Genomic DNA, 26,814 nt, shown 5'->3' with positions numbered 1-26,814 from the left:
TTCCCGTTTGGATAGGCTGTTGAAGAATAGGATTATTCTACGTTGCCAGACCCCTGTCAGGCACGCTGGAATGGATAAAAATCGCCACCGAGTTTCAACAGTCCGGTCAATGCATCCAACGCTGCCCGCGACTCGCTCATCAAGGCGGGATCGCCCAGATCATCCGGCGCCAGCCGGTCACGGTAATGCGTGCTCGCCCAGCTCGTGAGTTGGTCGTAAAGCGCCTCACTCATCAGAGCAGACGGTGTCACGGCCGCAAGCTCCTGCTCGGTCAGCACCACCCGCAAACGCAGGCAGGCAGGCCCGCCGCCATTCCGCATCGACTGGCGGACATCGACAAACTCCACACGCCCGATCGGGCCATTGCCGGCGACCATGGCGGCACAATAGGCGCGGGTCGTCGGGGTTTCCTCGGTTTCCTTCGGCGCGATCAGCGCCAGCCGGTCTTCGTCCGGCCATTCCAGCAATTGCGAATTGAACAGATAGCTCGTGATCGCGTCGCCGATCGGCACCTCGGCCTCCGGCACTTCCACAAACACGGGGTCGAACAGTCCGTCGGCGGCGCGCCGGATGGCGTCCAGAGCGCCGGCTTTGTCTTCGAAGGCCTGTTCGTGGAAGAACAACGTGGTGGCCGTTCCCACACACACCACATCATTGTGGAAGGCGCCGGCATCGATCGCGGCTTGGGACTGCCGCAGGAAGACGCAGCGCTTGGGATCAAGACCATGCGAGCGGGCCACCGCCTCACAGGCCTCACGGGTCTGGCGTGCCGGATAGGCGCCGGCCCAGGTCTCGCCCGCGCTCCTGCCATAAACGAAAATCTCGACACCGGCGCCGCCCTGCTCCGCACAAAGCCGGACATGGTTGGCTGCACCTTCGTCCGCGAAATCCGCCTGCATAGGCAAGGGGTCATGGACCGAGAAACGCGCCCTGTCGGCAAACGCCCAGGACAGGCTGCGCTGGGTCTGCCGGCCTTCGATGGACCGGTGCAGGGTGGTTAGCAGGTTGGCTGGCGTGAAATGCAGCCGCCCGTCTCGGGTATCAGCCGATGGCGACACGGTCGCGGCATTGGCCGCCCACATCGGTGACGCCGATGATGCCTTGCGGACCAACCCCGGAGCCTGTTTCCAGGCCCGTTCCAATACCTGTTGATCCGAGCCGGAAAAGCCGGCCCGGCGCAGAAGCGGCAGGAATGGACGCTCATGCGGCGGCAGCAGGCCCTGAACCAGGCCCGCATCGGCAAGGCGTTTCATCTTCGCCAGGCCCTCAAGCACGCCTTCGCGCGGTGAGGATATCAGCCCCTCATTGCGCGCACTGGCCAGATTGCCATCCGACAGCCCGCCATAATTATGGGTCGGGCCGATCAAACCATCGAAATTCGCCTCGCGCGCGGCCATGTTCAGTCCACCCCTTTGACGGCCATGCGCTCGGGAGTTCGTGCGGCCTGGGTGGCCACAGGATAGGCACAGTAATCAGCCGCGTAATAAGCACTCGGGCGCAGATTGCCGGACTGGCCGGGCCCGCCAAACGGCATGTTGGACGCTGCCCCGCAGGTCGGTCGGTTCCAGTTGACGATGCCGGCCCGGCTTTCCACCCAGAAGCGGTCCCACAAGGCCTCGTCATCCGACACCAGTCCAGACGCCAAGCCATAAGCGGTATCGTTGGCCGCGGCGACGGCCTCGTCAAAGCTCGCGACGCGGACAACCTGGATGAGCGGCCCGAAGACTTCTTCGTCCGGCACATCGACACCGGTCACGTCAAGCAGGCCCGGGCGCAGGAAGGCATCGCCGAGCTCGGCCACCCGCGCGGCCTCAAGCAACGGGCGCGCGCCTCGCCGCACCAGATCGGATTGCGCGTCCAGGACACCCTGGGCCGCCCGGGCCGAGACCAGCGGGCCGATAAAGGGTTCTTCGGCCGCATCCCAGCGATCAATCGTCAGCTGACCGGCGATCCGGATGATCGCGGCGATCACGGCCTCGCCAAACTCGCCCTCTGGCAGGATCAGGCGGCGGGCGCAGGAGCAGCGTTGTCCGGCGGTAATGTAGGCGGAATGCACGGCAATGCGTGCAGCCGCCTCGGCATCTTCCGCGCCCCAGACAACCAGCGGATTATTGCCGCCCATTTCCAGTGCCAACTGTACGCCGGTCCGACCTGCAAAGGTCTCATGGATGAACTTGCCCGTGCCCCAGGAGCCCGTGAACAGCACGCCATCGAGTTGTGGGCTGTCCAGCGCCGCGGCACCGGTTTCGCGAGCGCCCTGCACCAGGTTCATGACGCCGGCGGGCAGGCCCGCTGCCTCCCAGGCTTTCATCATGGCCTCGCCGACACCCGGGGTAATCTCGGACGGTTTGAACACGATCACATTGCCGGCGATCAGCGCTGGAACGATGTGGCCGTTGGGCAGATGACCGGGGAAATTGTAAGGCCCGAGCACGAGCATCACGCCGAGCGGCTTGTGCGCCAGTCGCGCATACCCGAAGGCGGTTTCACTTTCATGGCCCGAAGTGCGCTCGCTGTTGGCTTTCACCGAGATATCGATCTTGCCGATCATCGCGCCGGCTTCGCCCAGACCTTCCCAGCGCGGCTTGCCGGTTTCCCGGGAAATCAGTTCGGCCAGCTCGGATTTGCGGGCCTCGAGTTCGGACCGGAAACGCTCGACAATGGCGATCCGCTCGCTGAGCGGGCGACGGGCCCAGGCTGGGAAAGCCGCCCGCGCCGCCTCGAAAGCCTCGGTAACCGTGGCCGGAGCCGCTGCCTTTCCGGACCAGACGACACTGCCGTCGGCCGGGTTGTTGGACACGAATTCCGCGCCGTCACCGTCGCGCCACTCACCGTTGATATAGTTCATGATCCTACCTCTTGTGTCGCCAAAAGCGGGCACTGTCACCTTCGCGCAGATCGAGCGCTTCCATCATTTCATAGGACACGCCGACAACATCACCATCATCCACGACCTGTGCCTGACAGGTCCGGAAATCCTCGAAACGGTCCGTGGACAGAATGCCGGTGGCGCCGCCCGACGTGGTGGCCGCCCTGACGGTCACCTCGCGGCTCTCGCGCAGGGTCCGGATATTTTCCGTCCAGGTCGACACCAGCGGCCCGCCGTCAAAGATGTCGACATAGCGGTCATAGTGGAAACCTTCCCATTTCAGGAGGTTGTACGCTCCCTCACCATCCTTGTGGACCTGCCCGATCACGGCACGTGCCGGTTCCGGCAGCAGGTCGACATAGATGAGGTGCTGCGGCCCCAGATCGAGAATGAACTGGTTGTCGGTCGCCGCGGACAACCGGTCTGCATCATCAAAATCCATGCGGAAGAACGGACGGGACACATGGTCGAAGAAGGGTGAAGAGCCGTCTTCGTGAACGACGCCCCGCAGCTCAGCCAGCACCTTTTCGCCGAAGCGCTGCGGCCCCGCCGCTATCAACATGTATCGCGACTGGGCGACAAGCCGACCGGCACCACTGCCGCGCCCGGCTTCGGAGACAAACAAGGTCCCGACCTCGGACGCACCCGCAAAATCATTGACCAGCAACATCGCGTCCATGTCGAAACGACGGCCCGCCTCGGTCGAGTGCTGGGCCAGGGTCATGATCTTGAAATCCCAGTAGGGCTTCGATACCCCAACCATCGCCTTGACGGCCGAGCAACCGACGATACGGCCGCTTTCGGTATCCTCCAGCATCAGCTGGTAGGTATCCTCGGTCTGCTCTTTTCCCGGGCCGGAGAACGCGGCCTCCGACTTTGCCAGACGGTCCTCGAGAACCTCCGGCGGCACCGCCAGCGAGGTAAATCCGGTGCCAGCCTCTTCAGCCAGGCGGACGAGCGCGTCCAGGTCGTTCTTTTTCGCCGCACGTACGATCAGCATGTTTCCCCCCGATCAGGCTTGTGGGCCGGCCTTCGCCAGCGCGCGCGCTTCCCGCGCGTCGAATTGGCCTTGCGCGAACTTCATCAGCAAAATGGCTGAGAGCTTGGCACGCTCGGCAAAACTGGACAGCTTTACGATTTCACGGTCGGAATGGATATCCGCTCCGCGAACGCCCAGCGTGTCGACATTCGGACAACCGGCGGCCCACAGGTTATTGCCCTCACAGACACCCCCTGTGTCCTGCCAGCGAATGTCGAGGCCCAGCGCCGTTCCGGCGGCCCGGGTCCATTCGAACATCTTGGCATTGGCCGGTGACATCGGCTTGGGCGGACGGGTGAAACCGCCATGAAGTTCCGCTTCGATCCCGTCGCGGACCCGGATCTCATCGACCAGGCGTTCCAGCTCGGCCTCGACCCAGACGCGGTCATTCTCGGTCTTGACCCGGACATTGAAGCGCACGACGGCATTGTCGGGCACGACATTGGGCGGTCCCCCACCATCGATACGGGCCAGGTTGAAGGTCACGTCCGGGCGCTTGCCATTAAGATCGTCCAGCCCCAGCCCGAACTGGCAGGCGGCGGCCAAGGCATTGCGGCCGAGATGATGCTCGCGCCCCGCATGAGCCGAGCGGCCCGACACCTTCAGCGACCAGTTTCCCGAGCCCTTGCGGGCACCGGCCAGTGATCCATCGGCGAGTGCGGGCTCATAGGTCATGCCGATATCGGCACCGGCCCCCAGCTCGGCCAGGATTGGACCGGAGCCCAACGAGCCAATTTCCTCGTCCGGGCTGATCAGCACATCAATGCCGATCTCGTCCTTCCAGGGGGATCGCTCCAGACCGAGAATGCCGTGCAGCATCACCAGAATGCCGCCCTTCATGTCGGCAACACCTGGCCCGTTGAGCGTGTCGTTGTCCCAAAGCGTCGTGTCCTGGAAATGGCTGCCAGCGGGGAACACCGTGTCGTGGTGACCGGTCATGACGATACGGATGGGGGCCTGCGGCCGGATCCGGCAATGAAAGGCGGGGGTGAAAGCCTGCTCGCGTACGGTGCCGTCCGGATCGACCACCGTTGTTGGCGGCAGCTCGATCGCGCTGATTTCGCCGCCGGTCGCCGCGAAGGCGGTTTCCAGCTCGGCGCGCATGGCTTCAAGGCCGTCCGCGTTGCGGCTGCCCGAGTTAATGGCAGACCAGGCCTTTACGGTCTCGATCATGCCGTCAGCCCGCGTATCGATCCAATCGAGTACGGCGCGCTCTTCCGGATTGAGGTCCAGCGTGTTTTGCATGAGCCAGTGATAGCCGTTTAAACCGGGCCGTCCACCCCAGCCGACAGGTTGCGTCGGCCGGGGTGCATGGTGGCGTTATCAGGCGTGCTGGAGGGCCTGTTCGAGGTCGGCGATCAGATCATCGGGATTCTCGATCCCGACCGAGATGCGGACCAGGCCGTCAGAGAAACCCTGCCGCTTGCGCAGCTCCGGATCGACACCGCGATGGGTCGTCGAACCCGGGTGACAGATCAGTGTCTCGGTCCCGCCCAGGCTGACGGCGAGCTTCATCACCTGCAGCGCGTTGAGCATGCGGAAGGCGGCTTTCTCGTCGGCCAGATCAAAGGCAAAGGTCGAACCGGCGCTGGTCGACTGGGCCTGGAAGATGTCGCCATCGCGCGTGCCCTTCTCCATGAAGCCGAGATAGCGCACCCGGCCGACCTTGGGATGGTCGCGCAGATATTCGGCGACCTTGCGGGCGCCGAGCGCGGCTGCTTCCATCCGGATCTTCACGGTTTCCAGCGAGCGCAGCAGCATCCAGCAGGTATGGGCGTCCAGGTTGGTTCCCAGATACCCGCGCAAGCCGCGGATAAGCGCCATGGCGTCGCTTGAACCCGACGCCGAACCGGCGATCAGATCGGAATGGCCGCCGATATATTTCGTCAGTGAATAGATGACGACGTCGGCACCCAGCGCCAGCGGCGCCTGCCCGACGGGTCCAAGGAAGGTATTGTCGACCACAATCCATGGGCGCTTGCCCTGCTTGGCCTTGATCATGTCGGCGATGCGGAGACAGGCGGCTAGGTCGACCAGGTCATTGGTCGGATTGGTCGGCGTTTCCGTGTAGATGACGGAAACCTCGCCCTCGGCCATGGCGGCCTCGGCGGCGGCCTGCAACTCCTCCTCGCTGGCGCCCGCAAAGAAATCGACCGACTTGATGCCGTAGTTCGGCAGGAATTTGCGGATCAGGCTTTCCGTACCGCCATAGAGCGGGGTCGACTGGAGGATGACCGAACCCGCATGGGCGAGGCCCATCAGGGTGGTCGAGATCGCCGCCATGCCCGACGAGAAGACGGCCGCTTCATCAGCACCGTCGTAAAGCGCCAGCCGGTCTTCCAGCACTTCCATGTTCGGGTTGTTGAACCGCGAATACATGAGGCCGGCAGATTCCGGATCGCCTTCCTCGGCCTGGCCCAGCGTGACACGGAAGAAGGCCGCACCGTCCTCGGCCGTGGCGAAGGCAAAGGTGGAGGTCAGGAAAATCGGTGGCTTGATCGACATTTCCGAGAGCTTGGGATCATAGCCATAGCTCATCATCTGGGTTTCCGGGCTCAATGTGCGCCCGCCAACTTCACGCTTGCGATAGGACTTGTCCGGCTTGCTCATAACTCTTCTCCCGACACCTCGCTGCCTTGTTGCTGCAAAGGGTTTCGGTCGGTTTGAACCGCGCTGGCGGGCCGGTCAAGCCTGTCCTCAGCACAGCAGGAAATCAGCGCAAACATGCCCTCAAACCAGCATTTGTGTGCACGAATATTCCAAACTCGCACGCAAGACAAAAAAAATGCGGCCCGGTGACAAACACCGGGCCGCATCTTGTTCAGCGATCGCTCGAAATTAATCGAGGACGATAACCACTTCCGTACGACGGTTCAGCGGCTCGCGGACACCATCGGCGGTCGCAACAGCGTTGCGGGTCTCACCAAAGGCTTCCATCGAGATCGTGCTGGCCGGAACGCCGAGGCGAACCAGTTCTTCACGAACAACGCGAGCACGGCGCTCGGACAGGCCCACATTGTAGGACGCTGCACCGGAACGGTCCGTGAAGCCGGCGACGGTCACGCGAGTGACGCCACAAGAGCCACGCTGGTTCGAAGCCTGCGCGATAACCGCACGAGCCTGAGCGGTGAGCGTGGAGCTGTCCCATTCGAAGTAGACCGGGAAGCTGACATCGTCACACACGCGCGGAGGCGGCGGAGGCGGAGGCGGCGGAGGCGGAGGCGGCGGAGGCGGCGGCGGAGGCGGCGGCGGAGGCGGCGGCGGAGGCGGCGGGGCTGCGAAGGAATAACGCAGACCAACCCACAACTCGTGACCACCCAGACCGTCAACGCTCACGCCCGGCGCATAGTCGCTGCTGCCGGTAGAGAAGTAGCGGTATTCGGTGTCCAGGGTCAGGCGCTGGGTCAGATCCCAACCAATACCGGCCATGACCTGCCAAGCGAACGGATTGTCGCTGTCCTGGGCCACAACGTAATCAGCCGGGGTCGGGTTCAGCGGGGTCGTGCCCGCAGACCAACCAGCCAAGGTGGCGCTGGTCTCGGCAAGACCGAGGCCAAGGCCGACATACGGGTGGTATGTACCGTCCGGATTGAAGTCGAAGATAGCGTTGGCCATCAGCGTCCAGACCTGGAACTTGCTGAGGCTGTTCTCGAAGCCACCAACAGAACCGGTATCATTGTAACGGTGAGCCAGTTCGCCTTCGAGACGGAAGCCGTCCATCCATTCATAGCCGAGGGCAGCCGCTTCGCGGAAATTGCCTTCGCCCTGAATATCGCCATTCAGCGAGCCCGAGACAGTAGTGTCACCCGGGCCACCGTAACCGACAGCGCCACGCACGTACCAGCCTTCGTCAGCGAACGCGGGTCCCGCTGCCAGGAAGGCCCCGACGGCGACCGCCGTAAAAAGCCGTTTCTTCATCATTCCCCCTCCGGGAGCAGCGCTCCCTTGGTGTGACTGACCGTCTTCGACCGAATGTCGAACACGAGGAACCCTGCCCGTTCGAGCGTTTCCTATGATTTCCACTACTACAATTAGATCGCGAGCGCTACACCAGACGATGGCAAATCAAGGATTTGATGCAATATTTCGCGCCCGTTGCAGACGGGACACACCTCGCCCCTCGTAATTGCGCTCGTCACACGCCACCCTACAGAAAATCAATAGGTTACAGAGAAACCCCCGTCATCGACCGGTCGAATTCCGGTGTGGGAACTGTAGCAAGTTTGCATCTTTCGACGGTGGGCGCGGCCCGGTTACTCAAAACTGACCGCAACCGCGCCGGAAAGCGGGCGCGTTGCGGTGGGCAGTGGCAGGGATTGGGAATCATGGGCGGCGAGGTAGGCGTCGATCACACCGCTGTCGCGGTGATAGAGATCATTGAGGTAACGCACCCGGCCGTCGGCATCCCCGACCACGGTCCAATAGGCGATATGGACAGGTATCCGGTCGTCCAGCCAGACAACGGTCGGCGAGCTTCCGGCGACCACCGCATCGATCCGGTCCCGGTCCCAGCCGTCCTGCCCGTCAAGCACCCATTGCGCCAGAGCCAGCGGGTCCTGCACACGGATGCATCCGGCAGAAAAATCACGTCGCGTCCGCACGAACTGGTCGCGCTCGGTCGTGTCATGGATGTAGACATTGTAGCGGTTGGGGAAAATGAACTTGACCTCGCCCATCGGATTGTCCGCCCCGGGCGGCTGCGACATCCGATAGGGCCAGTCGCCGCCCCACCGGCTCCAGTCAATTTCGTAGACCGAGATCGCCTCGCCACTGCGATCATAGATCCGGAAGCCGAGCTCGCGCGCCAAGGACGGATTGCGACGGAATGACTGGAAGCGCGGCCGCGCCGAGCCGGCCGGCAATCCCCACCAGGGGTTGAGCACGATATACTGCATGTCCTCGGAAAATTCCGGCGTCGAGCTGGCCTGGCGCCCGACCATGACCTCGTGCTCGCGGGCCAGTCGACCATCCTCCCAGGCCTCAAGCCTGAAATCGGCGAGGTTGACCCAGATATGCCGCCGCCCGAGATCGCGGGTCCGCCAGCGGCGCTGTTCCAGATTGGCCATCAACTGCCCAATCCGGCGATCCGGCGGCAGGTTCAACTGGCGCAGGGTGGCCTGGTCCATGCGGCCGGTCGGCGCCAGATTGGTCCGGCCCTGGTACCGCCGGACGGCCGTTTCCAGGCGCAGGTCGTAGGGCGCGCCCTCCTGCCAGTCACCATCCAGCAAGCCCTCCGCCGTCAGACGAGTCCGCAACTGGTCGACGCGCGCGCCCTGATCGCCAAGGCTGAGCGACGGTCCTGTCGAAACGCCGGGCCAGATCGGTGTCACTGCGAGCACCCGCATCATTTCCGCGCGCAGGGCATCATAATCGCGGACGGTGGGAGCGCTGTCGTCGATCGCCTGTGCGGCATCGCCGGCCTCGAACGCCCATCGAAGCCGCCGCACCAGAAGTTCGGCGTCGTCGTCCAGCAACACACGCAGTGCCTGGGTCTCCCGGTCAATCAATCCGAACTCAAGCCAGCCGGCAAAACGCAGATAGGCCATTCCTGCCAAACGGTTGAGTTCCGCCTCGGATCCCTCACCCTCGAGGATCGCGACCGCGTGCGCGTCGAGATCGGGGAGTCCATGGCTGGGTGCATCGAACAGGCGAACGGCAATGGCTTCGCGATGTGCGGCGGTCCAACCGGTGATCCTGTCCGACCAGCGTTCGAGATCCGCGACCGGCCGGGCCGGCGGGGCGGCGGGGGCCACCACCTCGGCTTCGCGGGCGATATCGGCGTCGGGACCTGTGCCTGGCGCAACCGGTTCGACAGCCTGCGCCCCGGCCAATGCAGGGCCGGTCAGCAACAGCCACAGCCCAGCGGCCAGATATGAGATCATGCTGCGTCGCATCACGCGGTCGCCCCTGTCCATTCCGACCCTACGTTAATCATTTTGGCGGCCGGATGTAACCCGTGCCCCGACGCCCGTCGAGGGGTGAGCCACCGGCTTCAGTCCGGCGCGCCGTCAGGCCGTCGCTCGTCCGGATCCCCGATGTCCTCGGCCATGAGCTCCTCCAGCGAAACAACCCGCGATCGCGCCTTCTCCATGTAGGCCTCATTGTCGAACACGTCGGTATCGGCGTCCCAGACCTCGAACAATTGCTGCAGGCTTTCTTCGTCATGACGGGCGAAGGCTTCGCTTTTGCGACGGGCCCGATCCGGGCTTTCACCCAAGACTTCCAGCGACCGGCGTGCTGCATCGAGCGAGGACCCGAACATTTCGCGGATCGCGAGGTCGGCGCCGGCGGCGCGCAACTGGTAGACATGCTCCCGACTGGCTGCCCGGGCGATCACATAGACCTGGCTGTAGCGTTGCTTGACGTGATGGACCAGCTCGACCGCCCGCTCACGATTGTCGGTACAGACAACGAGGAGTTTGGCGCGGGCGATCCCTGCCGCCTCGAGCAGGCCGGGCCGCATCGCATTGCCGTAATAGACCTGGATGCCGAACTTGCGCAGGCCATCGATATGTTCGGCGGAATTGTCCAGGACCACCGGTTTGTAGCCATCCATGACCAGCATGCGCTGGATGATCTGTCCGAACCGCCCCATCCCGGCGATAATCACCGGAGCCTCCTCCTCGATCATGTCCTCCTCGCGCTCGGGCGAGGCCGAGCGACGCACGCGCGGCGAGACCCAGCGTTCAAAGACGATCATGATCAGCGGCGTCGCCATCATCGACAGGGCGACGACCAGCCCGGCAATGCCGGCGATCTCCGGCGGTATCACATCAACCCCGCTGGCGAAGGCCAGGAGGACAAATCCGAACTCGCCGCTCTGCGCCAGCGAGAAGGTGAACAGCCATCGCGCCCGCCCCTCCATCCGGAAGGCAAAGGCCAGCCCCAGCAAGATCAGCCCCTTTACCCCGATCAAGGCCAGGGTCAGTCCGATGATCAGGCCGGGGTGAGCGCCCAGCAGCTCGAACTCCATGCCGGCGCCGACGGTTATGAAGAACACGCCCAGCAGGAGCCCCTTGAACGGGTCCAGATCGCTGACCAGCTCGTGCCGGTATTCGCTCTCGGCCAGCAGCACGCCGGCGAGGAATGTGCCCAGGGCCGGAGACAGGCCGACGGCGCTCATCAGGACCGCGATGCCGATCACGAGAAACAGGGCGGCTGACAGGAACAGCTCGTGCTGTCCGGTACGCGCGATGATGCGGAAGGCCGGGCGGGTCAGGTATCGTCCACCCAGGACGATCCCGCCAACCACACCCAGCGTGACCAGACCCTGCCCCCAGGCCGGCAGATGCGAGAAGGGTGTGCTGTCCGCACTGCCGTGGCCGGCTATGTCGGTCGCACTGCCGGCCAGATCGGGCAGCGCCAGAAAGGGCATCAGCGCCAGCATCGGGATCACCGCGATGTCCTGGAACAGGAGAACCGAGAAGGCGGACTGGCCGCCATCGGTCCGCAGCCAGCCCTTCTCACCCAGCGTCTGCAGGACGATAGCGGTTGATGAGAGCGCGAAGATCAGTCCCAGCGCGATGGCCAGCCGCCAGTCGAGACCGATCACCAGGCAAAAAGCCGCGACCGCCGCCGTGGTCACGGCGACCTGCAGACCGCCCAACCCGAACAACCGCACCCGCAGGTTCCAGAGCACGCGTGGTTGCAGTTCCAGCCCGACCAGGAACAGCATCATCACCACGCCGAACTCGGCGAAATGCTGCACGCTTTCCGGATTGGAACCGACCAGTTCCAGCAGGGGCGCGATCGCGACCCCGGCCAGCAAATAGCCCAGCACCGAGCCGAGGCCGAGCCGGTGGGCGATCGGGACGACAATCAGACCGGCACCCAGATAGATCGCAGCCTGCAAGAGTAGTGAGTCCATGGCGCACACCGAATCAGCGCCGGGCCGAATGCCCCGCCGTGATCAGCATAACGCGACAAGCCGGGGCGACCAGCTGCATGTTGCCCTGAAATGCGATCCCCGGACCGGCAATCTCAGCAGTCGAGCACACCCGCGAAGGCCGGTTGCAGTTCAGCTTGGCGCCCTGTCATGCCATTGGCAATCGCGCATCGCGTGGCGTCGTCTATCCGCCGGTCCCCCGCCAGCGCCTCGGCAATCGCGACCGGACTTTCCAGGCGCTCGAAAACCGCCACGCCGCCATCGGCAGGCGTATCAAAACGCAAGGCCGCCCCGGCCTCGTTCCAACGCGGCCAGTCCGCGCCGTTGCCAGCCGCGCCACCCGGCTGACCGGTCGCGGCAAATGTCGCCCAGTACGCGCCCATGGCATCGGCAATGGCGGCACGACCGGCTGCATTGCGATCGTTGAACAGCACTCGATCGAATGAGCCAAACAACTCGAAATGATTGAACACGAACGGGATCTCCATCGCATGGGCGGCGCCCAGCAATTCGCCGGTATTGGTCACCAGCACCGAGCCACCCTCGTCCCAGTCAAAACGGTAGCTCCAAAGATCCGTGCGGCCATGAGCCACCAGACGGTCCAGCAACGCGTCCACCGCATTGTAGCGCCACATCCGGCTGGGGTATTCGACAACCGCCTCATACGTGTCACGGTCGCGCAGCCAGACCAGTGGGCCCAGTCGCCGGGTCAGGCGCGGGTCAAACACCGTATAGAGCTTCATCTCGTCGCGATTGGTGCCGGTGATCAGCGGGACCGGGGCGAAGCCGTCCGGGTCCTCGGCGGCAGCGAGGATGCCGCCTTCGCGCAAGGTCACCCCGTCCTCGATCATGCGGGGCATGGAAGTCAGCTCGCCGTCTTCGTCGCGATAGGGTGCATAGACCTCGGCCAGCGAGACGGCACGCAGGGCCTCCCCGGTCGCATCCGGGCCGGCAATTGACGCGCCGGCGGCCAGGCCGGCGACCGCGTCGAGACCGCCGCCATTCTCGGCGATATCCAGCGGCACCGACGCCGTCCCGCCGCTCTGCATGATGGCGCCCTGGAACAGTCCGCGCGCCTGCGGCATCGCCATCAGGCCGGCGATATTGTAGGCGCCGGCGCTCTCACCGAACACTGTTACCCGGCCGGCATCACCGCCAAAGGCCTCGATATTGCCGCTGACCCATTGCAGCGCCGCCACCAGGTCGAGCAGCGCGAAGTTTCCGGCTGCATCGTCCGGGATCTCCGCATCGGCCCGCAGCGCCGGATGGGCGAAAAAGCCGAGCGGTCCGAGCCGGTATTGCACCGCCACGATGATGACGCCCCGCTCATTGGCCAGGTTGGAGCCGTCATATTCCGAGGACGAGCCCCAGGTATTGGCGCCGCCATGGATCCACATCATCACCGGCAGCTCATCGTCCGGCGACGCATCACGCGGCGCATAGATGTCCAGCGTCAGGCAATCCTCGGCACCGATCAGGACGCCCGTGTCATAGTCCTCGCCTGCACTGAGGGAATTGGTCACCTGCGGACAGACAGCGCCGGCCTCCAGCGCCTCAAACCGTGCCTCGAAGGCCAGCGGCGGACGCGGCGCGCGCCAGCGCAACGCCCCCTCGGGCGGCGCGGCATAGGGCACCGCCATCCAGGCCGACGCGCCGTGTTCCGATTCGAAGCCAACCAGCTCGCCCTGGGCGATCGTACGGACGAGATCCCCGGCCGGCACAGGCACAAAGGCAACCTCCTCGCCGGACGAACACGCCGATACCGCCAAGGCGGCCAATCCCAATGCCAGATATCCAAGACGCATGCAGCCCTCCCCGTTTATGGCCGAGAGGCTGGGGCGGTATGGCCGGCAGGTCAAGCCGATCACGGCCAGGCCCCGGTTTTCCAGTAGGCGGGATGCCAGTGCTCCGGCGCAAGCCACGCCTATCCCCGCCGTGCACCACCCTCCTTCTCCCTTGGGAGGAGGTGCGCGTAGCGCGGATGAGGGGGAACTCTTGCTGGCACCGGGACTTCCCCCTCACCCTGCCCCTCTCCCAGGGGAGAGGGAAAGCGTCTGGCAGCAAAAAACTTATCCTCCCCCTATCCGGGCCCGGGGACATTGCCCTCGGTTTTCGGGATGGGAGGCGCGAGCTCAGTCACGTGCGCCCGGAAACGAGCGGAGCCGAAGGCGTGTGCCGAGGCGTCGGCCGCTTCGCACCCACACCGTCGTCATCCCACGGGGAGCGCGCAGCGCTCATCCGGGGGACCTGCGCTTCACCGTCGAGCGGGTGGACGAGGCCCCTCGGACAAGCCGTGTGATGACGGAGGTGAAGTGTCGAAGGGGGGGAGGCTGAAAAGCAGGGCGACGCGCGTATTTTTGCGGAATTCCGGAAAGCCGCGCGATGCATAACTCTCACTCTGGCGCTATGTGCACCGAGCCACCACTCTCTTGAAAATATGAAATAAAAAGAGTGGTGAGCCGACAGGGGCTCGAACCCTGGACCTACTGATTAAAAGTCAGTTGCTCTACCAGCTGAGCTATCGGCTCCCCGAACGAGGAGCGCGGAACCTATACGGGCGATTCCGGAGGGTCAATCGGGGTTTGACTGCGGATTTCAGCATTTTTGATGAGATTTCGCCGCAATCGCGGATTAAAATGCAGCGCATGAGGGGAAGATTGAGTCTGTTGGCATGTGTCGTCGTGGCGTTGAGCGCGAGCGCATGCAGTTCAACACGACAATCCGCAAGCAGTGCCGGCAGCTTTGCCCGCGAGGAAACGGCCGAGGCGCTGGAAGACGCCGTCGGCCTGCCGCGCGAACGTCCGGGCCGGGTCATGGTCGATGAAGGCGAAGAGACCGTGCCGACGCCCTATGGCGGTGAAGGCTCGCCGCGCCGCTGTTCGACGGTCGCCCAGGACATTGCCCGCCTGACGGTCGTGCTGGGGCCGGACATCGAGGAAGAGCGTCGCCTCGCCGAGGAAAACGCGCATGATCACGAAACCTGGATGGGGCAAGGGGCGCATATCGTCTCCCAGGCGCCGGATGCGGCGGCGGATGGCGCGCGGGGCCTTTATCATTCGACCATTGTCGGATTGAACCCTGTGCGCCCGGTGGTGCGCTTCCTGGGCCGCGCCGGCCGCATTGAACGGGAGGCTCGAGAGCAACAGGAAATGGCCCAGCGTCGACGCGCCTATCTGCGCGGTCTGTATGACGGTTTCGGCTGTCCACCGGCGCAGATGCGGCGGGCCTTTGAAGCCTATGGCCTGGTCGAGGACGATCACGACCACTAGGTTCACCTTGCAAAATTGTCATGCAAGACGCGGGAAGAAAATCCCCACGCCCTGCGTTGTCCTCCTCAATGGCGACGATCCCTGTCGTCATTCCCGGCCCTGTCGGCCGGATGTTGGACAAACAAGGAGGTCTTCATGACACGCCTTTTCGAACTGACCCGAGTTTTCGCCGTGACTGCGGCAACCGGCGGCAGCCTCGCGCTTGTCGGTGCCGCCAGCCTGGCACAACAGGCCCAACCCGCGCCTGACGACGTGATTGAAGTGGAGGGGCAGGCCAACGCGCCCCAGCGTTCAAGCTTCATCCAGGACAATGACCTGTTCCGGGCGGCCGTGGAGGCGTGGGACAATTCCGACCTCGACCGTGCGCCCTATACCGATGACCACCACTGGGTCGGCCTGCGTGTGCACACCAAGGATGGTGGCCGCCTGGGCGAGATCGAACGGGTCCGCCTGACCGCCGAGGGCGATGTCGAGGCCATTGTGGTCGAGGCTGGCGGCTGGATGGATATCGGTGGCCACGAGGTCCAGATCGATGCCTCGCAGGTCTCCTTTGCGCCGGACGGTCGTCGCCCGGTCGCGGTGATCGACTATACCCGCGCCGAGTATGAAGCCTTGCCGCGCTTCAACGAGGATGCGGCCAGCGAGTTCCCGCTGTCGGACACGGATTATGGTGACAACGAGAATATCCAGGAGCTCGACGACGGCCCGTCCGGCTCCAACCGGTAAGGGCGCCCCTGCCCCGAACGGGCTTCAGGCCGCTTATCCCCAACTGAAGCCCCTTCAGCCCCCGGGTCCCCCAACCCGGGGGCACCTTTATGGGCGGGAGTCCGGTCAACATCCCGGAGCACGCAGCGGCGCCATGCGCGCCACACCGCCCCATTCATCGCTGGCCGGGAGACAGCCTCAATGAACGGTCAAAGCGTCTTGTAAAAGAAGGTCGTCGAGCAAGGGCTGCCATCCGGAAACAGCGCATAGTCCGGCACCGCTCCGACCTCGACCCAGCCGCGCTTGCGATAGAGCGCCTCGGCCGGCGAACCGGTCACGGTGTCGAGGACGAGCGTGCGCAGCCCGGTCTCACGGGCATGACGCTCCAGCGCCGCCATCAGCGCGTCAGCCACGCCGCGCCGCCGGGCATCTGGTGAGACCATCAGCTTGGCCACATCGCCGCGATGGGGCTGGTTGTCGGGCAGGCCGGTGACGAGTTGGACAGTGCCCAGTAGCGCACCGGTATCATCGTCGCGGGCGGCCCAGAGTGTGCGGTCGCCGGCTTCAACCTTGTCGGCAATGCCGGTCCAGAAGCCCCGGGCGGCACTGTCGTCAAGCGAAGCCATGAAGCCGATCGAGGCGCCAGCCTGAACGCAGTCGATGAGAAGGTGGGAGAAGTCAGCTGACTGCGAGCTCACATCACTGGCCGCGAGCTTCGCCACCTTCGTCATGGTTCCCCGCCATCACTGGCTGGCAGGTCCGGGAAATCGAACGCGAGCTCTACAACCTGCTGCGCGACCCGCCTGTTTGCGGGCGGCCCGGCCTCATCACACGCCCAGTAGGACAGCCTCCCGTTCAACTCAAAGCGTGCATTCCGGTGCAGGTTGTTGGACGCGAGAACCGGAATCTCAGATCCGGGCTCGACCCTGCGAAAAGGCCACATCGAGGTCGGACAGGTTACCAGCCCGAAATCGAGGCTGTCGCAAGGGTCCATGTAGGAGACCGGCGCCCCTGTCGGATAGAAGAAGCGCAGCTCGCGACTTTCGCCCCACCCCGGCCTTTCAAAACAAACCGCACCGGTCGATGTGTTCCGGACCCAGGCAATGGCGATATCAACGCGCTGGTCCGGCAGCATGCGGTGACGGATCGTTTCCGTCTCCACCCTGAACTCCAAAACCACCTCGGGCTGCGGAATGCTCGTTCCGGCATCGCCGTTGCAACCGGCGATCAGGCCACACAGGATAAGGCTAGTTGTTCGCCTTGGCACGTTGTGCTTCCCCCTGCTCCCACTTGCCCCGGAACTCCCGCCGGAACGCCTCAAACTCCCCCGCCGCGATGGCCACGCGCATGCGCGCCGTCAGGTGCTGGAAGTAGGCGATATTATGCCAGGAGAGCAGCATGGCCGAGAGATATTCTCCGGCCCGGAAGAGATGGTGGAGATAGGCCTTCGAATAATCCCGGCTGGCCGGGCAATCGATGTCCGGATTGAGCGGGCTGTCATCCTCGGCGAACTCGGCGCGCTTGATATTGATCGGGCCATGATCCGACCAGGCCTGGCCATGGCGCCCCGAACGGGTCGGCAGGACGCAGTCGAACATGTCCACACCGCGGGCGACGGCTTCCACCAGATCAATCGGCTTGCCAACACCCATCAGATAACGTGGCCGCGCGGTGGGCAGGTGCGGCGTCGTGAAATCGAGCACATCGCACATCTTCTCGAAGCCCTCACCGACCGCCAGGCCGCCAATGGCATAGCCGTCATAACCGGTCTCGATCAGGCGCTCGGCGCTCTCGCGGCGCAGGTTTTCGAACACCGAACCCTGGACGATGCCGAACAGGGCCTGGCTGTCGCGGGTCCCGAAGGCGACCTTGGAGCGCTGCCCCCAGCGGATGGAGAGCTCCATGCTGGTGCGCGCTTCCTTTTCGGAACAGCCAAAGGGCGTGCATTCATCCAGCTGCATGGAGATGTCGGCACCCAAGAGATCGGCCTGGATCTCGATCGAGCGCTCCGGGGTGAGATTGTGCTCGGACCCGTCGATATGGGAGCGGAACGTCACCCCCTCCTCGGTCATCTTGCGCAGCTTGGACAGGGACCAGACCTGGAAGCCGCCACTATCGGTCAGCATCGGGCCCTGCCAGGTCGAAAACTTGTGCAGCCCTCCAAGGCGTTTCACCCGCTCGGCACCGGGGCGCAGCATCAAGTGATAGGTATTGCCAAGAATGATGTCGGCGCCGGTCGCCTTGACCTGGTCCATGTAGAGCGCCTTGACCGTCGCCGCCGTGCCGACCGGCATGAAGGCCGGCGTGCGGATATCGCCGCGTGTGGTCTTGAGGACGCCGGTACGGGCGGCGCCGTCGGTGGCGTGGATCTGGTAGGGAAAAACGGTCATGGGCGGGGCTTCTAGCCCGGTTGTTGCGGCAGCGAAAGCCGCTTCATTCATGCGAGCCTCGGGCAGGGCCGATTATGTGCTAGGCTGGTCCGGTATCTATTTGGGAGAGATAGATGAGCATCCTACTTGTCGCCGCGAGCCTTGTTCTCGCCGAGCCGTCCGCCTTGCAGGCCTCAGGTCAAACAACCGTCCAGCAACGCCAGATCCCGGTTCAGACCCCGGGCCAGACCCACATCGACCCGCCGGACATGCGGCAGGCCGCCGTCATGACCGAGGCCGAAGCCTTCCCCGGCGTGGATTGGCTGGCTGGCCAGCCGAACACGGCCTTTCCCGGTGTGGACTGGAGCGAAATGCAGGTCAGCCGCGTGGGCCACACCGCCTTTCCCGGCGTTGACTGGCGGCCTGTCGGCCATTGCCAGGCGAGCGATGGCGCGGTCCGCACGGTCGAGCGTTATGTACCGGGCCGGGGCCGGCAAGCCTTTGAGCGGATCACCGTCGTGGGAGAGGATGGTCTGGCCAGCGCCGGCGAAAATTCCGTCACAGCGGCGCCTTCCGGCAACCGGTCATTTGTCGGAGAGAACGGTCAGGCGGACCCCCGCACCATCCAGAACGCGCGCCCAGCCCTGAGTCGCCGCACAATGACGGCACAGAGCCAGACGGCCTATCCGGATTGTACAGGCTAGCGCTTGGTGCGCTCCAGAAGGCAGGCATCGCCATAGGAGTAGAAGCGATACTCCGCAGCGATGGCATGCGCATAGGCGCGCTGCATGACGTCGAGGCCCGACAGGGCGCTGACCAGCATGAAGAGCGTCGATTTGGGCAGGTGGAAATTGGTCATCAACATGTCGGTGATGGCAAAGCTTGATCCCGGCGTGATGAAGATATCGGTGTCGCGGCTGCCAGCCTTGATGACGCCCGGCCCTGAGGCCAGGCTCTCAATCGTGCGCAGCGCCGTGGTCCCGACCGGGATGACCCGGCGTCCCTCGGCCTTGGCGGCATTGATCGCGTCGGCCGCCTCCGTTGACACCGTGCACCATTCCGAATGCATCTGGTGATCATCGGTATCGTCAGACTTGACCGGCAGGAAGGTGCCCGCCCCGACATGCAGGGTGACGCGGGTTTGCTCGACACCGCGCGCGTCGAGCGCGGCCATCAGCTCCGGCGTGAAATGGAGACCGGCTGTCGGCGCGGCGACCGATCCTTCATGGGTGGCAAACAGGGTCTGGTAGTCGGCCTCGTCCTGCTCGTCGACACCGCGCTTGCGAGCGATATAGGGCGGCAGCGGCATCTCGCCGGCCACTGCGATGGCCGCATCCAGCGCCGCGCCGGAGGCGTTGAAGACCAGACGGACATCGCCGCCTTCCGACTTGCCGGTCACTCCAGCCTCGAGGGTCTCGCCAAAGGCAATCGCGTCACCCATGCGCAGCCGCTTGGCCGGGCGCACGAAGGCCCGCCAGGCGGAGGCATCGATCCGCTTGTGCAGATTGACCTCGACCTCAACCGGACCACCGCCGCCCACCGCCCGCGCCGGACGGATGCCCTTCAGCGCAGCGGGGATCACACGGGTGTCGTTGAACACCATCAGGTCGCCGGGCTGCAACAGGTCCGGCAGGTCACGCACACCGCGATCCGCGAACACGCCATTGGAGGCGACATGAAGCATCCGCGCCGCATCACGCGGGCGGGCGGGTCGCAGGGCGATCCGCTCCTCGGGGAGGTGGAAGTCAAAGTCGGAAACACGCATGGCTGCGGGGTCTATATTCGGACACACTGCTTCGCAATCTTTGGCGTGTAGAAAGCCTGACAATCAAATTGGAAGTCTCGCTCTTGCGCCACACGATTACCGCCTTCCTCGCCTCATGCGCCGTGCTGGGCCTGGCCGCCTTCATCACGCTCGCGCCACTCTGGCGGGGCTTTGACGCCTGGCGCCATATCTGGCCGCTGGTCGCGATTTTCGTCGTGGCGGTGACCCTGTTCTCGCTGCGTAACCGGCATCGCTGGCTTCCGATTGTCCTGGGAGCGGGTTGCGTGCTGGTGCTGCTTCCGGCCGGACCGGAGGCTTGGCGCCGTTTGAGCCTGTCAGCACCGGGTGAGAATGCAGATAGCGTCACCGACCTCACCATGGTCACCCATAACCTTTGGGGGCTCAACACCAATCCGGTCGAGGCGCCTGCTGTCCTGGCGGCGCTGGCCCCGGACATCCTCGCACTGCAGGAAGCGACACGGCATGCCGAGCCAGTGGTCGACCAGCTGGAAGCCGCTTTCCCGCATGTCGCCCGGTGTCGCTCGGTGCGTGTGCTCAGCCGGCTGCCCATGCTGGACAGTGGCTGCGTGCGACATCCGCAGGAGATCTCGTTCGAGAATGCGGTGCCGTGTGACTGGGAGCTGCCGCCAGCGGTCTGGGCCCGCATCGAACTGCCCGACAGCCGCCAGGCGATGATCGTTTCGGTCCATCTGACCTGGCCCTTCCCCACCGCCGCGCAGGACTGCCAGCGCCGCAATCTGGCCCGCGCCCTGGCCCGGGAAGCGCAGGACACGCTGATCGTGATGGGGGATTTCAATGCCGCCGCGCCTTCGCGCGCCCTGGCCCGGATCGAACGGGATCTGGCCCTGGAACGCCGCTCCATTGCCCTGCCGAGCTGGCCGTCGGAAGGCCTGTTCAGCACCGATCCATCGGCCGGCTTCCTGGTCCCGCCCATGCTGGTGGGCATCGACCACATCTTCGCCGGGGAGGCCTGGGAGACAGAATCAATCAAGGCCGGACCCAATACCGGCTCGGATCATCGCCCCCTGGTCGCGCGGCTGCGATTGCGCGCGCCCGTGGATCAGTCGTGAGACCAGTTGTCCGGGTCATCCGATGAATTCGGCGACAGACCCAGCGCTTCACCGGCCGGGTTCACGCCCAGACCGAGAACCGTCCTGTTGGCGTAGGCGAAATAGGCCGTGACCTGGTTGATCTCGAGAATTTCGCCATCCTCGAAACCGGCCTCTCTCAGGGCCATCACATGCATCTGGGTCAGCTTGTCCGGCGCACAGGTCAAGAGCTCGGCATAACGCAGTCCGGCCAGCTCGCGCCCCGAAAACGCCCGCTCCGGGATGCCCGCGTCGATGGCATCGCGGATCTCGGTCGACCGCGCATCGTCATTCAACAGGCGCTTGAGCCCGGCGAAATGGTGTTCGACACAATAGGCGCACTTGTTCAGCGACGAGACCCAGGTGCCGATGGCTTCCAGATAAGTCTTGTCGAGCGCATTGCCGTAATGGTGCAGCACCGCCTTGTAGAGGGCCATGTGACCTTCCAGCGTGTGCGGTCGCAGCGAATGGGCGGCGAGGATATTGTCGATCTGACCGGTCTTGCCGGCGACCCGGTCATAGATAGCCGAAAGGCGGCCATCGGCCGCCTTTCGATCAAGTGTCTTGATCCAGCTCAAGGCCTCAAGCCTCGACGACCGTCGCCTTGACGATCGTGCCCGGATTGGCCGGCGGCTCGCCCTTGGGCAGGGCGTCGACATGGTCCATGCCGGAGATGACTTCACCCCAGACCGTGTACTGGTTGTTGAGGTAGGGCACGTCGTCCAGGCAGATGAAGAACTGGCTGGAGGCGCTGTCCGGATCGGAGGCACGCGCCATCGACATGGTGCCGCGGACATGCTTCTCGGCGGAGAACTCGGCCGGGATGTGCTGGCCGGAGCCGCCCATGCCATTGCCGTTCGGGCAGCCGCCCTGGGCCACGAAGCCATCAATCACCCGGTGGAAGGTCAGGCCGTCATAGAAGCCTTCCTTGACCAGCTCGGTGATGCGAGCGACGTGCTTGGGTGCCAGATCCGGACGCAGCCTGATGGTGACGTCGCCGCCTTCAAGCGTGAATACGAGTTGTTCTTCAGCCATGGGTCTTCCTATTCCACAATTCGTGTCGGCACGGTGATATCGCAAATGTCCGGCAGATTGCCAGACGGGCTGCGCAGCGTGTCCAGATAGGCGGCAAAGGCCGCACTGTCAGTATCGGCGACCTGGACAGTCACCTGCTGCCCGGCCGGCAGTTCGTCACCGGTGCGCATGGACCGGATATTGTCCGGCCGGAAACCGGGGTCTTCCATGGCGGAGCCCACCGCCAGGGCGTCGACGGCTGCCTGACCGACGCGCACCCGGCCCCAGGCCGTGTATTGCGCATTGAGGTGTTCAGCATTGCCGCGGGTGATGAAGAACTGGCTGCGTGAGGAGTTGGGATCGCTGGTGCGGGCCGCCGCAGCGGCACCGGCGCAATGGAGCAGCCAGGACTGGACCTGGCCATCACCGGTGATCGCCGCGAGGGCCGAAGTCTGGGTTCCGGCATGGAAACCGTCCCAGAAACCCGCCTTGGCCATTTGCGGCAAAGCGCGCGGATTGATCACGCGGTCCATCAGCTCGGTGACGACCGGTTCACCGGAGCGACGCACGGTAAACTCGGCTTCCAGGCCTTCCACATCAGCGGCATGACCGGGATTGGTACGGGAACCGCCGCCCTGCGCCATGAAGCCGTCGATCACCCGGTGCCAGACCAGGAAATCATAGAAGCGCTCGTGCACCAGCCGACGCATCCGGGCGACATGGTTGGGCGCGAATTCCGGCGCCATCTCGACAATGACCATGCCGTGGTCGGTTTCGATATAGAGCAGGTCTTCCTGGTCCGCGGTCCGCCAGGCATCGTCCGGCAGGTCCCATTGGGGGACCGCCGTTTCGGTCTGGACAGAAGCCGTCGAGGCCAGGGGCGCGGCCGCGCTCTGCTCGTTGTCCACAATCTCGGCTTCGCGGGCGCAGGCACCGGCGGTCAGGGCCAGGGCGAGTGTGGCGGTAAGGGTGAAACGCATGATCACGCAAGACGCTCCTTCAATCGGCGTTCAATATTGGGCGTCACGAAGGCGGAGATATTGCCGCCCAGCTTGGCAATTTCCTTGACCAGGCGCGACGCGATCGCCTGGTGACGGGGGTCAGCCATCAGGAATACGGTCTCAATGTCATCATTGAGCTGCTGGTTCATGGCGACCATCTGGAATTCATACTCGAAATCGGACACGGCCCGAAGCCCGCGCACAATCGACTGGGCGCCGATTTCCTCGGCGAAATGCATCAGCAGGCCATCGAACGGGCGCACCTCGATCTGCGCGCCATCGGCAAACGGGGCGACTTCCTCACGCACCATGTCGACGCGCTCGTCGAGACTGAAAAGCGGCTTCTTGCCCTCATTGATCGCGACACCGATGACCAGGTGATCGACCAGTTTCACGGCCCGGCCGATAATGTCGATATGCCCGTTGGTCAGGGGATCAAATGTGCCCGGATAGAGCGCAGTACGGGTCATGGCCAATCTCTCCCGGGCTTGGCGCCCCAAAGGCACCTCCCCGGTGCCGGGCTCCTGTCTGGCAGAAGGGCGAGGCGAGATCAACAATCCCGCCTCGCCGGTCGCACTATTCGGACGGGCTGTCGCCGGCTTCCGGAGCCGGACCTGCATCGACGACCGTCTCGCCGTCGCCGTCTTCGTCGGCCTCATCTCCGGCGTCCTGGATACGAACCACCGCGACGACATTCTCGCCTTCATTGAGGCGGATCAGGCGCACACCGCGAGACGAGCGGCTGGCGATGCGGACGGTATCGACCGGGAAGCGGATCAGCTGACCGCCATCTGTGACAGCCATGATCTGGTCGGCATCCTCGACCGGGAAACTGGCCGAGAGCGGGATGTCGCGCTTGATGTCGGTCGCCGCGACGCCATTATTGCCGCGCCCCATCACCCGGAAATCATAGGCCGATGAGCGTTTGCCCATGCCATCGGATGCGACCGTGAGGAGGAATTCCTCCGCCGCGCCCAGCTCGGCCAGGCGCTCGGTTGACAGGGCGGCTTCATCATCACCGTCTTCGTCGGCATCATTGGGTGCGACATCGACCTCTTCATCATCCCCCAGCGCGCGGCGCATGGCCGTGGCGTGCTTGAGATAGGTGCGCGCTTCCGGCGAGGTGACGTCGATATGGCGCAGGATCGCCATCGAGATCAGCTCGTCGCCCTCGGCCAGGCGGATGCCGCGCACGCCAACCGAATTACGGCCGGCAAAGACGCGGACATCGGTGGCCGGGAAGCGGATGGCGCGGCCCTTGTGGGTGGTCAGGAAGACGTCGTCCTGCTCGGTACACAGCACGACATTGACGATCTGGTCGTCTTCTTCCTCCAGCTTCATCGCAATCTTGCCATTGCGATTGACCTGGACGAAGTCGGACAGCCTGTTGCGGCGGACGGTGCCCTTGTTGGTCGCGAACATGACATTCATGTCGGCCCAGGTGCTTTCGTCTTCCGGCAAGGCCATGATCGAGGTGATCGTCTCGCCCTGCTCCAGCGGCAGGAGGTTGATCAGCGCCTTGCCGCGCGTGTTCGGGGCGCCCAGCGGCAGACGCCAGGTCTTGGTCTTGTAGACCATGCCGCGATTGGAGAAGAACAAGAGCGGTGCGTGGGTCGAGGCCACGAACAGCGTGGCGATGAAATCCTCGTCCTTGGTCGCCATGCCCGAGCGGCCCTTGCCGCCGCGGCGCTGGGCGCGATAGTCCGACAGCGCCGTGCGCTTGGCATAGCCGCCATGGGTGACGGTGACGACCATCTCGTCGCGCGGGATCAGATCCTCGTCCTCGAAGTCCAGCTCGGCATCGACGAATTCGGACCGCCGCGGCGTGGCGTAATTCTCGCGAACCTCACTCAGCTCGTCGCGGATGATGTCGAGCACGCGCTGGCGCGAGCGCAGCAGGTCCAGGAGATCGGCGATCTGTTCGGCCAGCGTTGCCGCTTCATTGCCCAGCTCTTCGCGGCCCAGACCGGTCAGCCGGTTGAGGCGCAGCTCCAGGATCGCCCTCGCCTGCTCTTCGGTCAGGCGCAGCGTCTTGTCGTCGCGCAGCATGGAGCGCGGATCGGCGACCAGCTCGACCAGCGGCGCCACATCCACGGCCGGCCAGTCACGCGCCATCAACTGCTCACGCGCGGTGGCCGGATTGGGGGCCTTGCGGATGAGGGCGATGACCTCGTCGATATTGGCCACAGCCAGCGCCAGACCGACGATGACATGCGCCCGGTCGCGCGCCTTGTTGAGCTCGAACTTGGCCCGGCGGGCCACGACTTCCTCGCGGAAGCGCAGGAATTCCTTGAGGATGTCCAGCGCGCCCAGCAATTGCGGACGACCACCGACGAGCGACAGCATATTGGCACCGAAACTCGTCTGCATCGGCGACCAGCGGAACAGCTGGTTGAGGATGACATCGGCATTGGCGTCGCGCTTCAGCTCGATCACCACGCGCATGCCATTGCGGTCACTTTCATCGCGCAGGTCGGCAATGCCCTCGATCTTCTTGTCGCGGACCAGGTCGGCGATCTTCTCGATCATCGAGGCCTTGTTCACCTGGTAGGGGATCTCGTGGACGATGATCGCCATGCGGTCCTTGCGCACTTCCTCGATCGAGGTGCGTGAGCGCATCACGATCGAGCCACGCCCGGTCAGCACCGCATTGCGGGCGCCGGTGCGCCCCAGGATCAGGCCACCGGTCGGGAAGTCAGGCCCCGGGATATAGTCCAGCAGCTCGGCTTCGGTCAGCGAGGGGTTTTCCAAAAGCGCCAGCGTACCATCAATCACCTCGCCCAGATTGTGCGGCGGGACATTGGTCGCCATGCCGACGGCGATACCGCCGGCGCCATTGACCAGCAGGTTGGGATAGCGCGCCGGCAGAACCACCGGCTCCCGGCGCTCGGCCGAGTAATTGTCGACGAAATTGACCGTGTCCTTGTCGATATCGGCCAGCAGGGACTGCGCCACCTTCTGCATCCGCGCCTCGGTGTAACGATAGGCGGCTGGCGGATCGCCATCGACCGAGCCGAAATTGCCCTGCCCGTCGATCAGCGGCACCCGCATCGACCAGGACTGGGCCAGGCGCACCAGCGAGTCATAGACCGCCTGGTCACCATGCGGGTGATAGCGACCCATAACGTCACCGACGGCAGTCGCACATTTGCGGTAGGACTTTTCGTGCGTCTGCCCGTTCTCGTGCATGGTGTAGAGGATGCGGCGGTGCACCGGCTTCAGCCCGTCGCGCGCATCGGGAATGGCCCGCGACACGATCACGCTCATCGCATAATCGAGATAGGACGACTTCATCTCGTCTTCGATGGCGATATTGCCAATCCCGTCCGGCAGGGCCGGCGGCTGACCGCCCGTATTGTCTGCCCCGTTTCCGGAACCGTCCTCGGGTGTCGTCGGCGTGTCGTCGTGATCGCTCAAGGCGGCCCTCTTTTCATTCTGACGTAGCGCCGGTCACGATTGCCCCGACCGTCGCGCCACGAAAATCGCCGCCCCTCACCCAGCCTCGCGCGCGGGCGCGAATCAGACATGTGAATCAGGCGGCTTTCCTGTGACTGAGTCTTAACAATCGCGAGGGGGGAGAGCAAATGCGGGGGGCGGTTGGGAGGCTTGGTGCAGGAGGGGGCACTAAATGCCCGCAACGATGCCGGGCTGCATCCGATCCAACCAAACCGTACTACTATCGAAGCAACCGCCCCGCCGGCTGGACGCTTTTCAGTGCCTGCTCCTGAGTCGCCGCGGTCATATCTCTCCCCGGCTGAGACGATATTGGCGTGGATGCAAACACAGAAA

Annotated in this window: 22 protein-coding genes and 1 tRNA gene; 4 read left to right on the top strand and 19 right to left on the bottom strand. The window is 64.4% G+C overall.

The genetic code is table 11. From position 1 onward, the window contains the following. Positions 1-56 precede the first annotated feature (56 nt). The 10 genes from astB to VOI18_RS14285 all read right to left on the bottom strand — a co-directional run bounded on the left by astB (position 57) and on the right by VOI18_RS14285 (position 14,321). Positions 57-1,397, bottom strand: a complete 1,341-nt coding sequence (gene astB / locus VOI18_RS14330; RefSeq protein ID WP_323763102.1) for an N-succinylarginine dihydrolase — start codon at positions 1,395-1,397, stop codon at positions 57-59. Between the two features lie 2 nt (positions 1,398-1,399). Continuing rightward, a complete protein-coding gene (gene astD, locus VOI18_RS14325; protein WP_323763101.1) occupies positions 1,400-2,848 on the bottom strand; it encodes a succinylglutamate-semialdehyde dehydrogenase in 1,449 nt (482 codons plus the stop codon). A 4-nt stretch (positions 2,849-2,852) separates the two neighbouring features. After that, positions 2,853-3,869, bottom strand: coding sequence for an arginine N-succinyltransferase (locus VOI18_RS14320; protein ID WP_323763100.1), 1,017 nt, complete (start codon positions 3,867-3,869; stop codon positions 2,853-2,855). A 12-nt stretch (positions 3,870-3,881) separates the two neighbouring features. Further along, positions 3,882-5,153 carry a hydrolase gene (locus tag VOI18_RS14315; protein ID WP_323763099.1) on the bottom strand — a complete coding sequence of 424 codons (1,272 nt, stop codon included), beginning with the start codon at positions 5,151-5,153 and terminating at the stop codon, positions 3,882-3,884. 78 nt (positions 5,154-5,231) lie between these two features. Further along, on the bottom strand, positions 5,232-6,518 hold the full coding sequence (locus tag VOI18_RS14310) for a cystathionine gamma-synthase family protein (RefSeq protein WP_323763098.1): 1,287 nt from the start codon (positions 6,516-6,518) through the stop codon (positions 5,232-5,234). 228 nt (positions 6,519-6,746) lie between these two features. Further along, complete coding sequence (locus VOI18_RS14305) at positions 6,747-7,826, bottom strand: OmpA family protein (RefSeq protein WP_323763097.1); 1,080 nt, start codon at positions 7,824-7,826, stop codon at positions 6,747-6,749. Between the two features lie 335 nt (positions 7,827-8,161). Further along, complete coding sequence (locus VOI18_RS14300; RefSeq protein ID WP_323763096.1) at positions 8,162-9,790, bottom strand: L,D-transpeptidase family protein; 1,629 nt, start codon at positions 9,788-9,790, stop codon at positions 8,162-8,164. A 110-nt stretch (positions 9,791-9,900) separates the two neighbouring features. After that, entirely contained in the window at positions 9,901-11,775 is a 1,875-nt protein-coding gene (locus tag VOI18_RS14295; RefSeq protein WP_323763095.1) for a monovalent cation:proton antiporter-2 (CPA2) family protein, read from the bottom strand. A 113-nt stretch (positions 11,776-11,888) separates the two neighbouring features. Beyond that, entirely contained in the window at positions 11,889-13,598 is a 1,710-nt protein-coding gene (locus tag VOI18_RS14290; RefSeq protein ID WP_323763094.1) for a carboxylesterase/lipase family protein, read from the bottom strand. A gap of 647 nt (positions 13,599-14,245) precedes the next feature. Then, positions 14,246-14,321 (bottom strand) — tRNA-Lys (locus VOI18_RS14285). 129 nt (positions 14,322-14,450) lie between these two features. Between VOI18_RS14285 and VOI18_RS14280 the strand changes: the two genes are divergently transcribed. Beyond that, positions 14,451-15,062: a hypothetical protein gene (locus VOI18_RS14280; protein WP_323763093.1), complete on the top strand. Its 612-nt coding sequence runs from the start codon at positions 14,451-14,453 to the stop codon at positions 15,060-15,062. Positions 15,063-15,197: 135 nt separating this feature from the next. Continuing rightward, positions 15,198-15,788 (top strand): PRC-barrel domain-containing protein, encoded by a 591-nt coding sequence (locus tag VOI18_RS14275; RefSeq protein ID WP_323763092.1) that lies wholly within the window; start codon positions 15,198-15,200, stop codon positions 15,786-15,788. 188 nt (positions 15,789-15,976) lie between these two features. On the opposite strand, the gene VOI18_RS14270 is transcribed toward VOI18_RS14275, so the two are convergent. The 3 genes from VOI18_RS14270 to tgt form a co-directional block, all read right to left on the bottom strand. After that, the gene (locus VOI18_RS14270; RefSeq protein WP_323763091.1) at positions 15,977-16,498 is read right to left on the bottom strand and encodes a GNAT family N-acetyltransferase; all 522 of its coding nucleotides are present in this window, start codon (positions 16,496-16,498) and stop codon (positions 15,977-15,979) included. Continuing rightward, the gene (locus VOI18_RS14265; RefSeq protein ID WP_323763090.1) at positions 16,495-16,929 is read right to left on the bottom strand and encodes a hypothetical protein; all 435 of its coding nucleotides are present in this window, start codon (positions 16,927-16,929) and stop codon (positions 16,495-16,497) included. Before VOI18_RS14265 ends, VOI18_RS14270 begins: the two co-directional genes overlap by 4 nt. A gap of 85 nt (positions 16,930-17,014) precedes the next feature. Next, the gene (gene tgt, locus VOI18_RS14260) at positions 17,015-18,157 is read right to left on the bottom strand and encodes a tRNA guanosine(34) transglycosylase Tgt (protein ID WP_323763089.1); all 1,143 of its coding nucleotides are present in this window, start codon (positions 18,155-18,157) and stop codon (positions 17,015-17,017) included. A gap of 113 nt (positions 18,158-18,270) precedes the next feature. On the opposite strand from tgt, the gene VOI18_RS14255 reads away from it, so the two are divergent. Then, the gene (locus tag VOI18_RS14255) at positions 18,271-18,840 is read left to right on the top strand and encodes a hypothetical protein (RefSeq protein WP_323763088.1); all 570 of its coding nucleotides are present in this window, start codon (positions 18,271-18,273) and stop codon (positions 18,838-18,840) included. Here VOI18_RS14255 and queA read toward each other — a convergent pair. After that, positions 18,837-19,901, bottom strand: coding sequence for a tRNA preQ1(34) S-adenosylmethionine ribosyltransferase-isomerase QueA (queA, locus tag VOI18_RS14250; RefSeq protein ID WP_323763087.1), 1,065 nt, complete (start codon positions 19,899-19,901; stop codon positions 18,837-18,839). The two genes, VOI18_RS14255 and queA, sit on opposite strands and share 4 nt — an antisense overlap. An 83-nt stretch (positions 19,902-19,984) precedes the next feature. Between queA and VOI18_RS14245 the strand changes: the two genes are divergently transcribed. After that, entirely contained in the window at positions 19,985-20,992 is a 1,008-nt protein-coding gene (locus tag VOI18_RS14245) for an endonuclease/exonuclease/phosphatase family protein (RefSeq protein WP_323763086.1), read from the top strand. Here VOI18_RS14245 and VOI18_RS14240 read toward each other — a convergent pair. The 5 genes from VOI18_RS14240 to gyrA all read right to left on the bottom strand — a co-directional run bounded on the left by VOI18_RS14240 (position 20,983) and on the right by gyrA (position 26,358). Next, positions 20,983-21,588 carry a peroxidase-related enzyme gene (locus tag VOI18_RS14240; RefSeq protein WP_323763085.1) on the bottom strand — a complete coding sequence of 202 codons (606 nt, stop codon included), beginning with the start codon at positions 21,586-21,588 and terminating at the stop codon, positions 20,983-20,985. The two genes, VOI18_RS14245 and VOI18_RS14240, sit on opposite strands and share 10 nt — an antisense overlap. Positions 21,589-21,592: 4 nt before the next feature. Beyond that, a complete protein-coding gene (locus tag VOI18_RS14235) occupies positions 21,593-22,045 on the bottom strand; it encodes a peptidylprolyl isomerase (protein WP_323763084.1) in 453 nt (150 codons plus the stop codon). Positions 22,046-22,053: 8 nt separating this feature from the next. Further along, entirely contained in the window at positions 22,054-23,004 is a 951-nt protein-coding gene (locus tag VOI18_RS14230) for a peptidylprolyl isomerase (RefSeq protein WP_323763122.1), read from the bottom strand. Positions 23,005-23,006: 2 nt separating this feature from the next. Beyond that, positions 23,007-23,495 carry a pantetheine-phosphate adenylyltransferase gene (coaD, locus tag VOI18_RS14225; protein WP_323763083.1) on the bottom strand — a complete coding sequence of 163 codons (489 nt, stop codon included), beginning with the start codon at positions 23,493-23,495 and terminating at the stop codon, positions 23,007-23,009. Between the two features lie 106 nt (positions 23,496-23,601). After that, positions 23,602-26,358: a DNA gyrase subunit A gene (gene gyrA / locus VOI18_RS14220; protein WP_416374892.1), complete on the bottom strand. Its 2,757-nt coding sequence runs from the start codon at positions 26,356-26,358 to the stop codon at positions 23,602-23,604. Between the last annotated feature and the right edge of the window lie 456 nt (positions 26,359-26,814).

It is taken from the genome of Maricaulis sp. (assembly GCF_034670125.1).
GTDB lineage: Bacteria > Pseudomonadota > Alphaproteobacteria > Caulobacterales > Maricaulaceae > Maricaulis.
Note: the sequence above shows the minus strand (reverse complement) of the source record. Positions and strands in the feature narration are given on the sequence as shown.

Coding starts and splice junctions, on each gene's coding strand:
- astB (WP_323763102.1), bottom strand. CDS start 1,397: ATGGCCGCGCGCGAGGCGAATTTCGATGGTTTGATCGGCCCGACCCAT.
- astD (WP_323763101.1), bottom strand. CDS start 2,848: ATGAACTATATCAACGGTGAGTGGCGCGACGGTGACGGCGCGGAATTC.
- VOI18_RS14320 (WP_323763100.1), bottom strand. CDS start 3,869: ATGCTGATCGTACGTGCGGCGAAAAAGAACGACCTGGACGCGCTCGTC.
- VOI18_RS14315 (WP_323763099.1), bottom strand. CDS start 5,153: ATGCAAAACACGCTGGACCTCAATCCGGAAGAGCGCGCCGTACTCGAT.
- VOI18_RS14310 (WP_323763098.1), bottom strand. CDS start 6,518: ATGAGCAAGCCGGACAAGTCCTATCGCAAGCGTGAAGTTGGCGGGCGC.
- VOI18_RS14305 (WP_323763097.1), bottom strand. CDS start 7,826: ATGAAGAAACGGCTTTTTACGGCGGTCGCCGTCGGGGCCTTCCTGGCA.
- VOI18_RS14300 (WP_323763096.1), bottom strand. CDS start 9,790: ATGATCTCATATCTGGCCGCTGGGCTGTGGCTGTTGCTGACCGGCCCT.
- VOI18_RS14295 (WP_323763095.1), bottom strand. CDS start 11,775: ATGGACTCACTACTCTTGCAGGCTGCGATCTATCTGGGTGCCGGTCTG.
- VOI18_RS14290 (WP_323763094.1), bottom strand. CDS start 13,598: ATGCGTCTTGGATATCTGGCATTGGGATTGGCCGCCTTGGCGGTATCG.
- VOI18_RS14275 (WP_323763092.1), top strand. CDS start 15,198: ATGACACGCCTTTTCGAACTGACCCGAGTTTTCGCCGTGACTGCGGCA.
- VOI18_RS14270 (WP_323763091.1), bottom strand. CDS start 16,498: ATGACGAAGGTGGCGAAGCTCGCGGCCAGTGATGTGAGCTCGCAGTCA.
- tgt (WP_323763089.1), bottom strand. CDS start 18,157: ATGACCGTTTTTCCCTACCAGATCCACGCCACCGACGGCGCCGCCCGT.
- VOI18_RS14255 (WP_323763088.1), top strand. CDS start 18,271: ATGAGCATCCTACTTGTCGCCGCGAGCCTTGTTCTCGCCGAGCCGTCC.
- queA (WP_323763087.1), bottom strand. CDS start 19,901: ATGCGTGTTTCCGACTTTGACTTCCACCTCCCCGAGGAGCGGATCGCC.
- VOI18_RS14235 (WP_323763084.1), bottom strand. CDS start 22,045: ATGGCTGAAGAACAACTCGTATTCACGCTTGAAGGCGGCGACGTCACC.
- VOI18_RS14230 (WP_323763122.1), bottom strand. CDS start 23,004: ATGCGTTTCACCCTTACCGCCACACTCGCCCTGGCCCTGACCGCCGGT.
- coaD (WP_323763083.1), bottom strand. CDS start 23,495: ATGACCCGTACTGCGCTCTATCCGGGCACATTTGATCCCCTGACCAAC.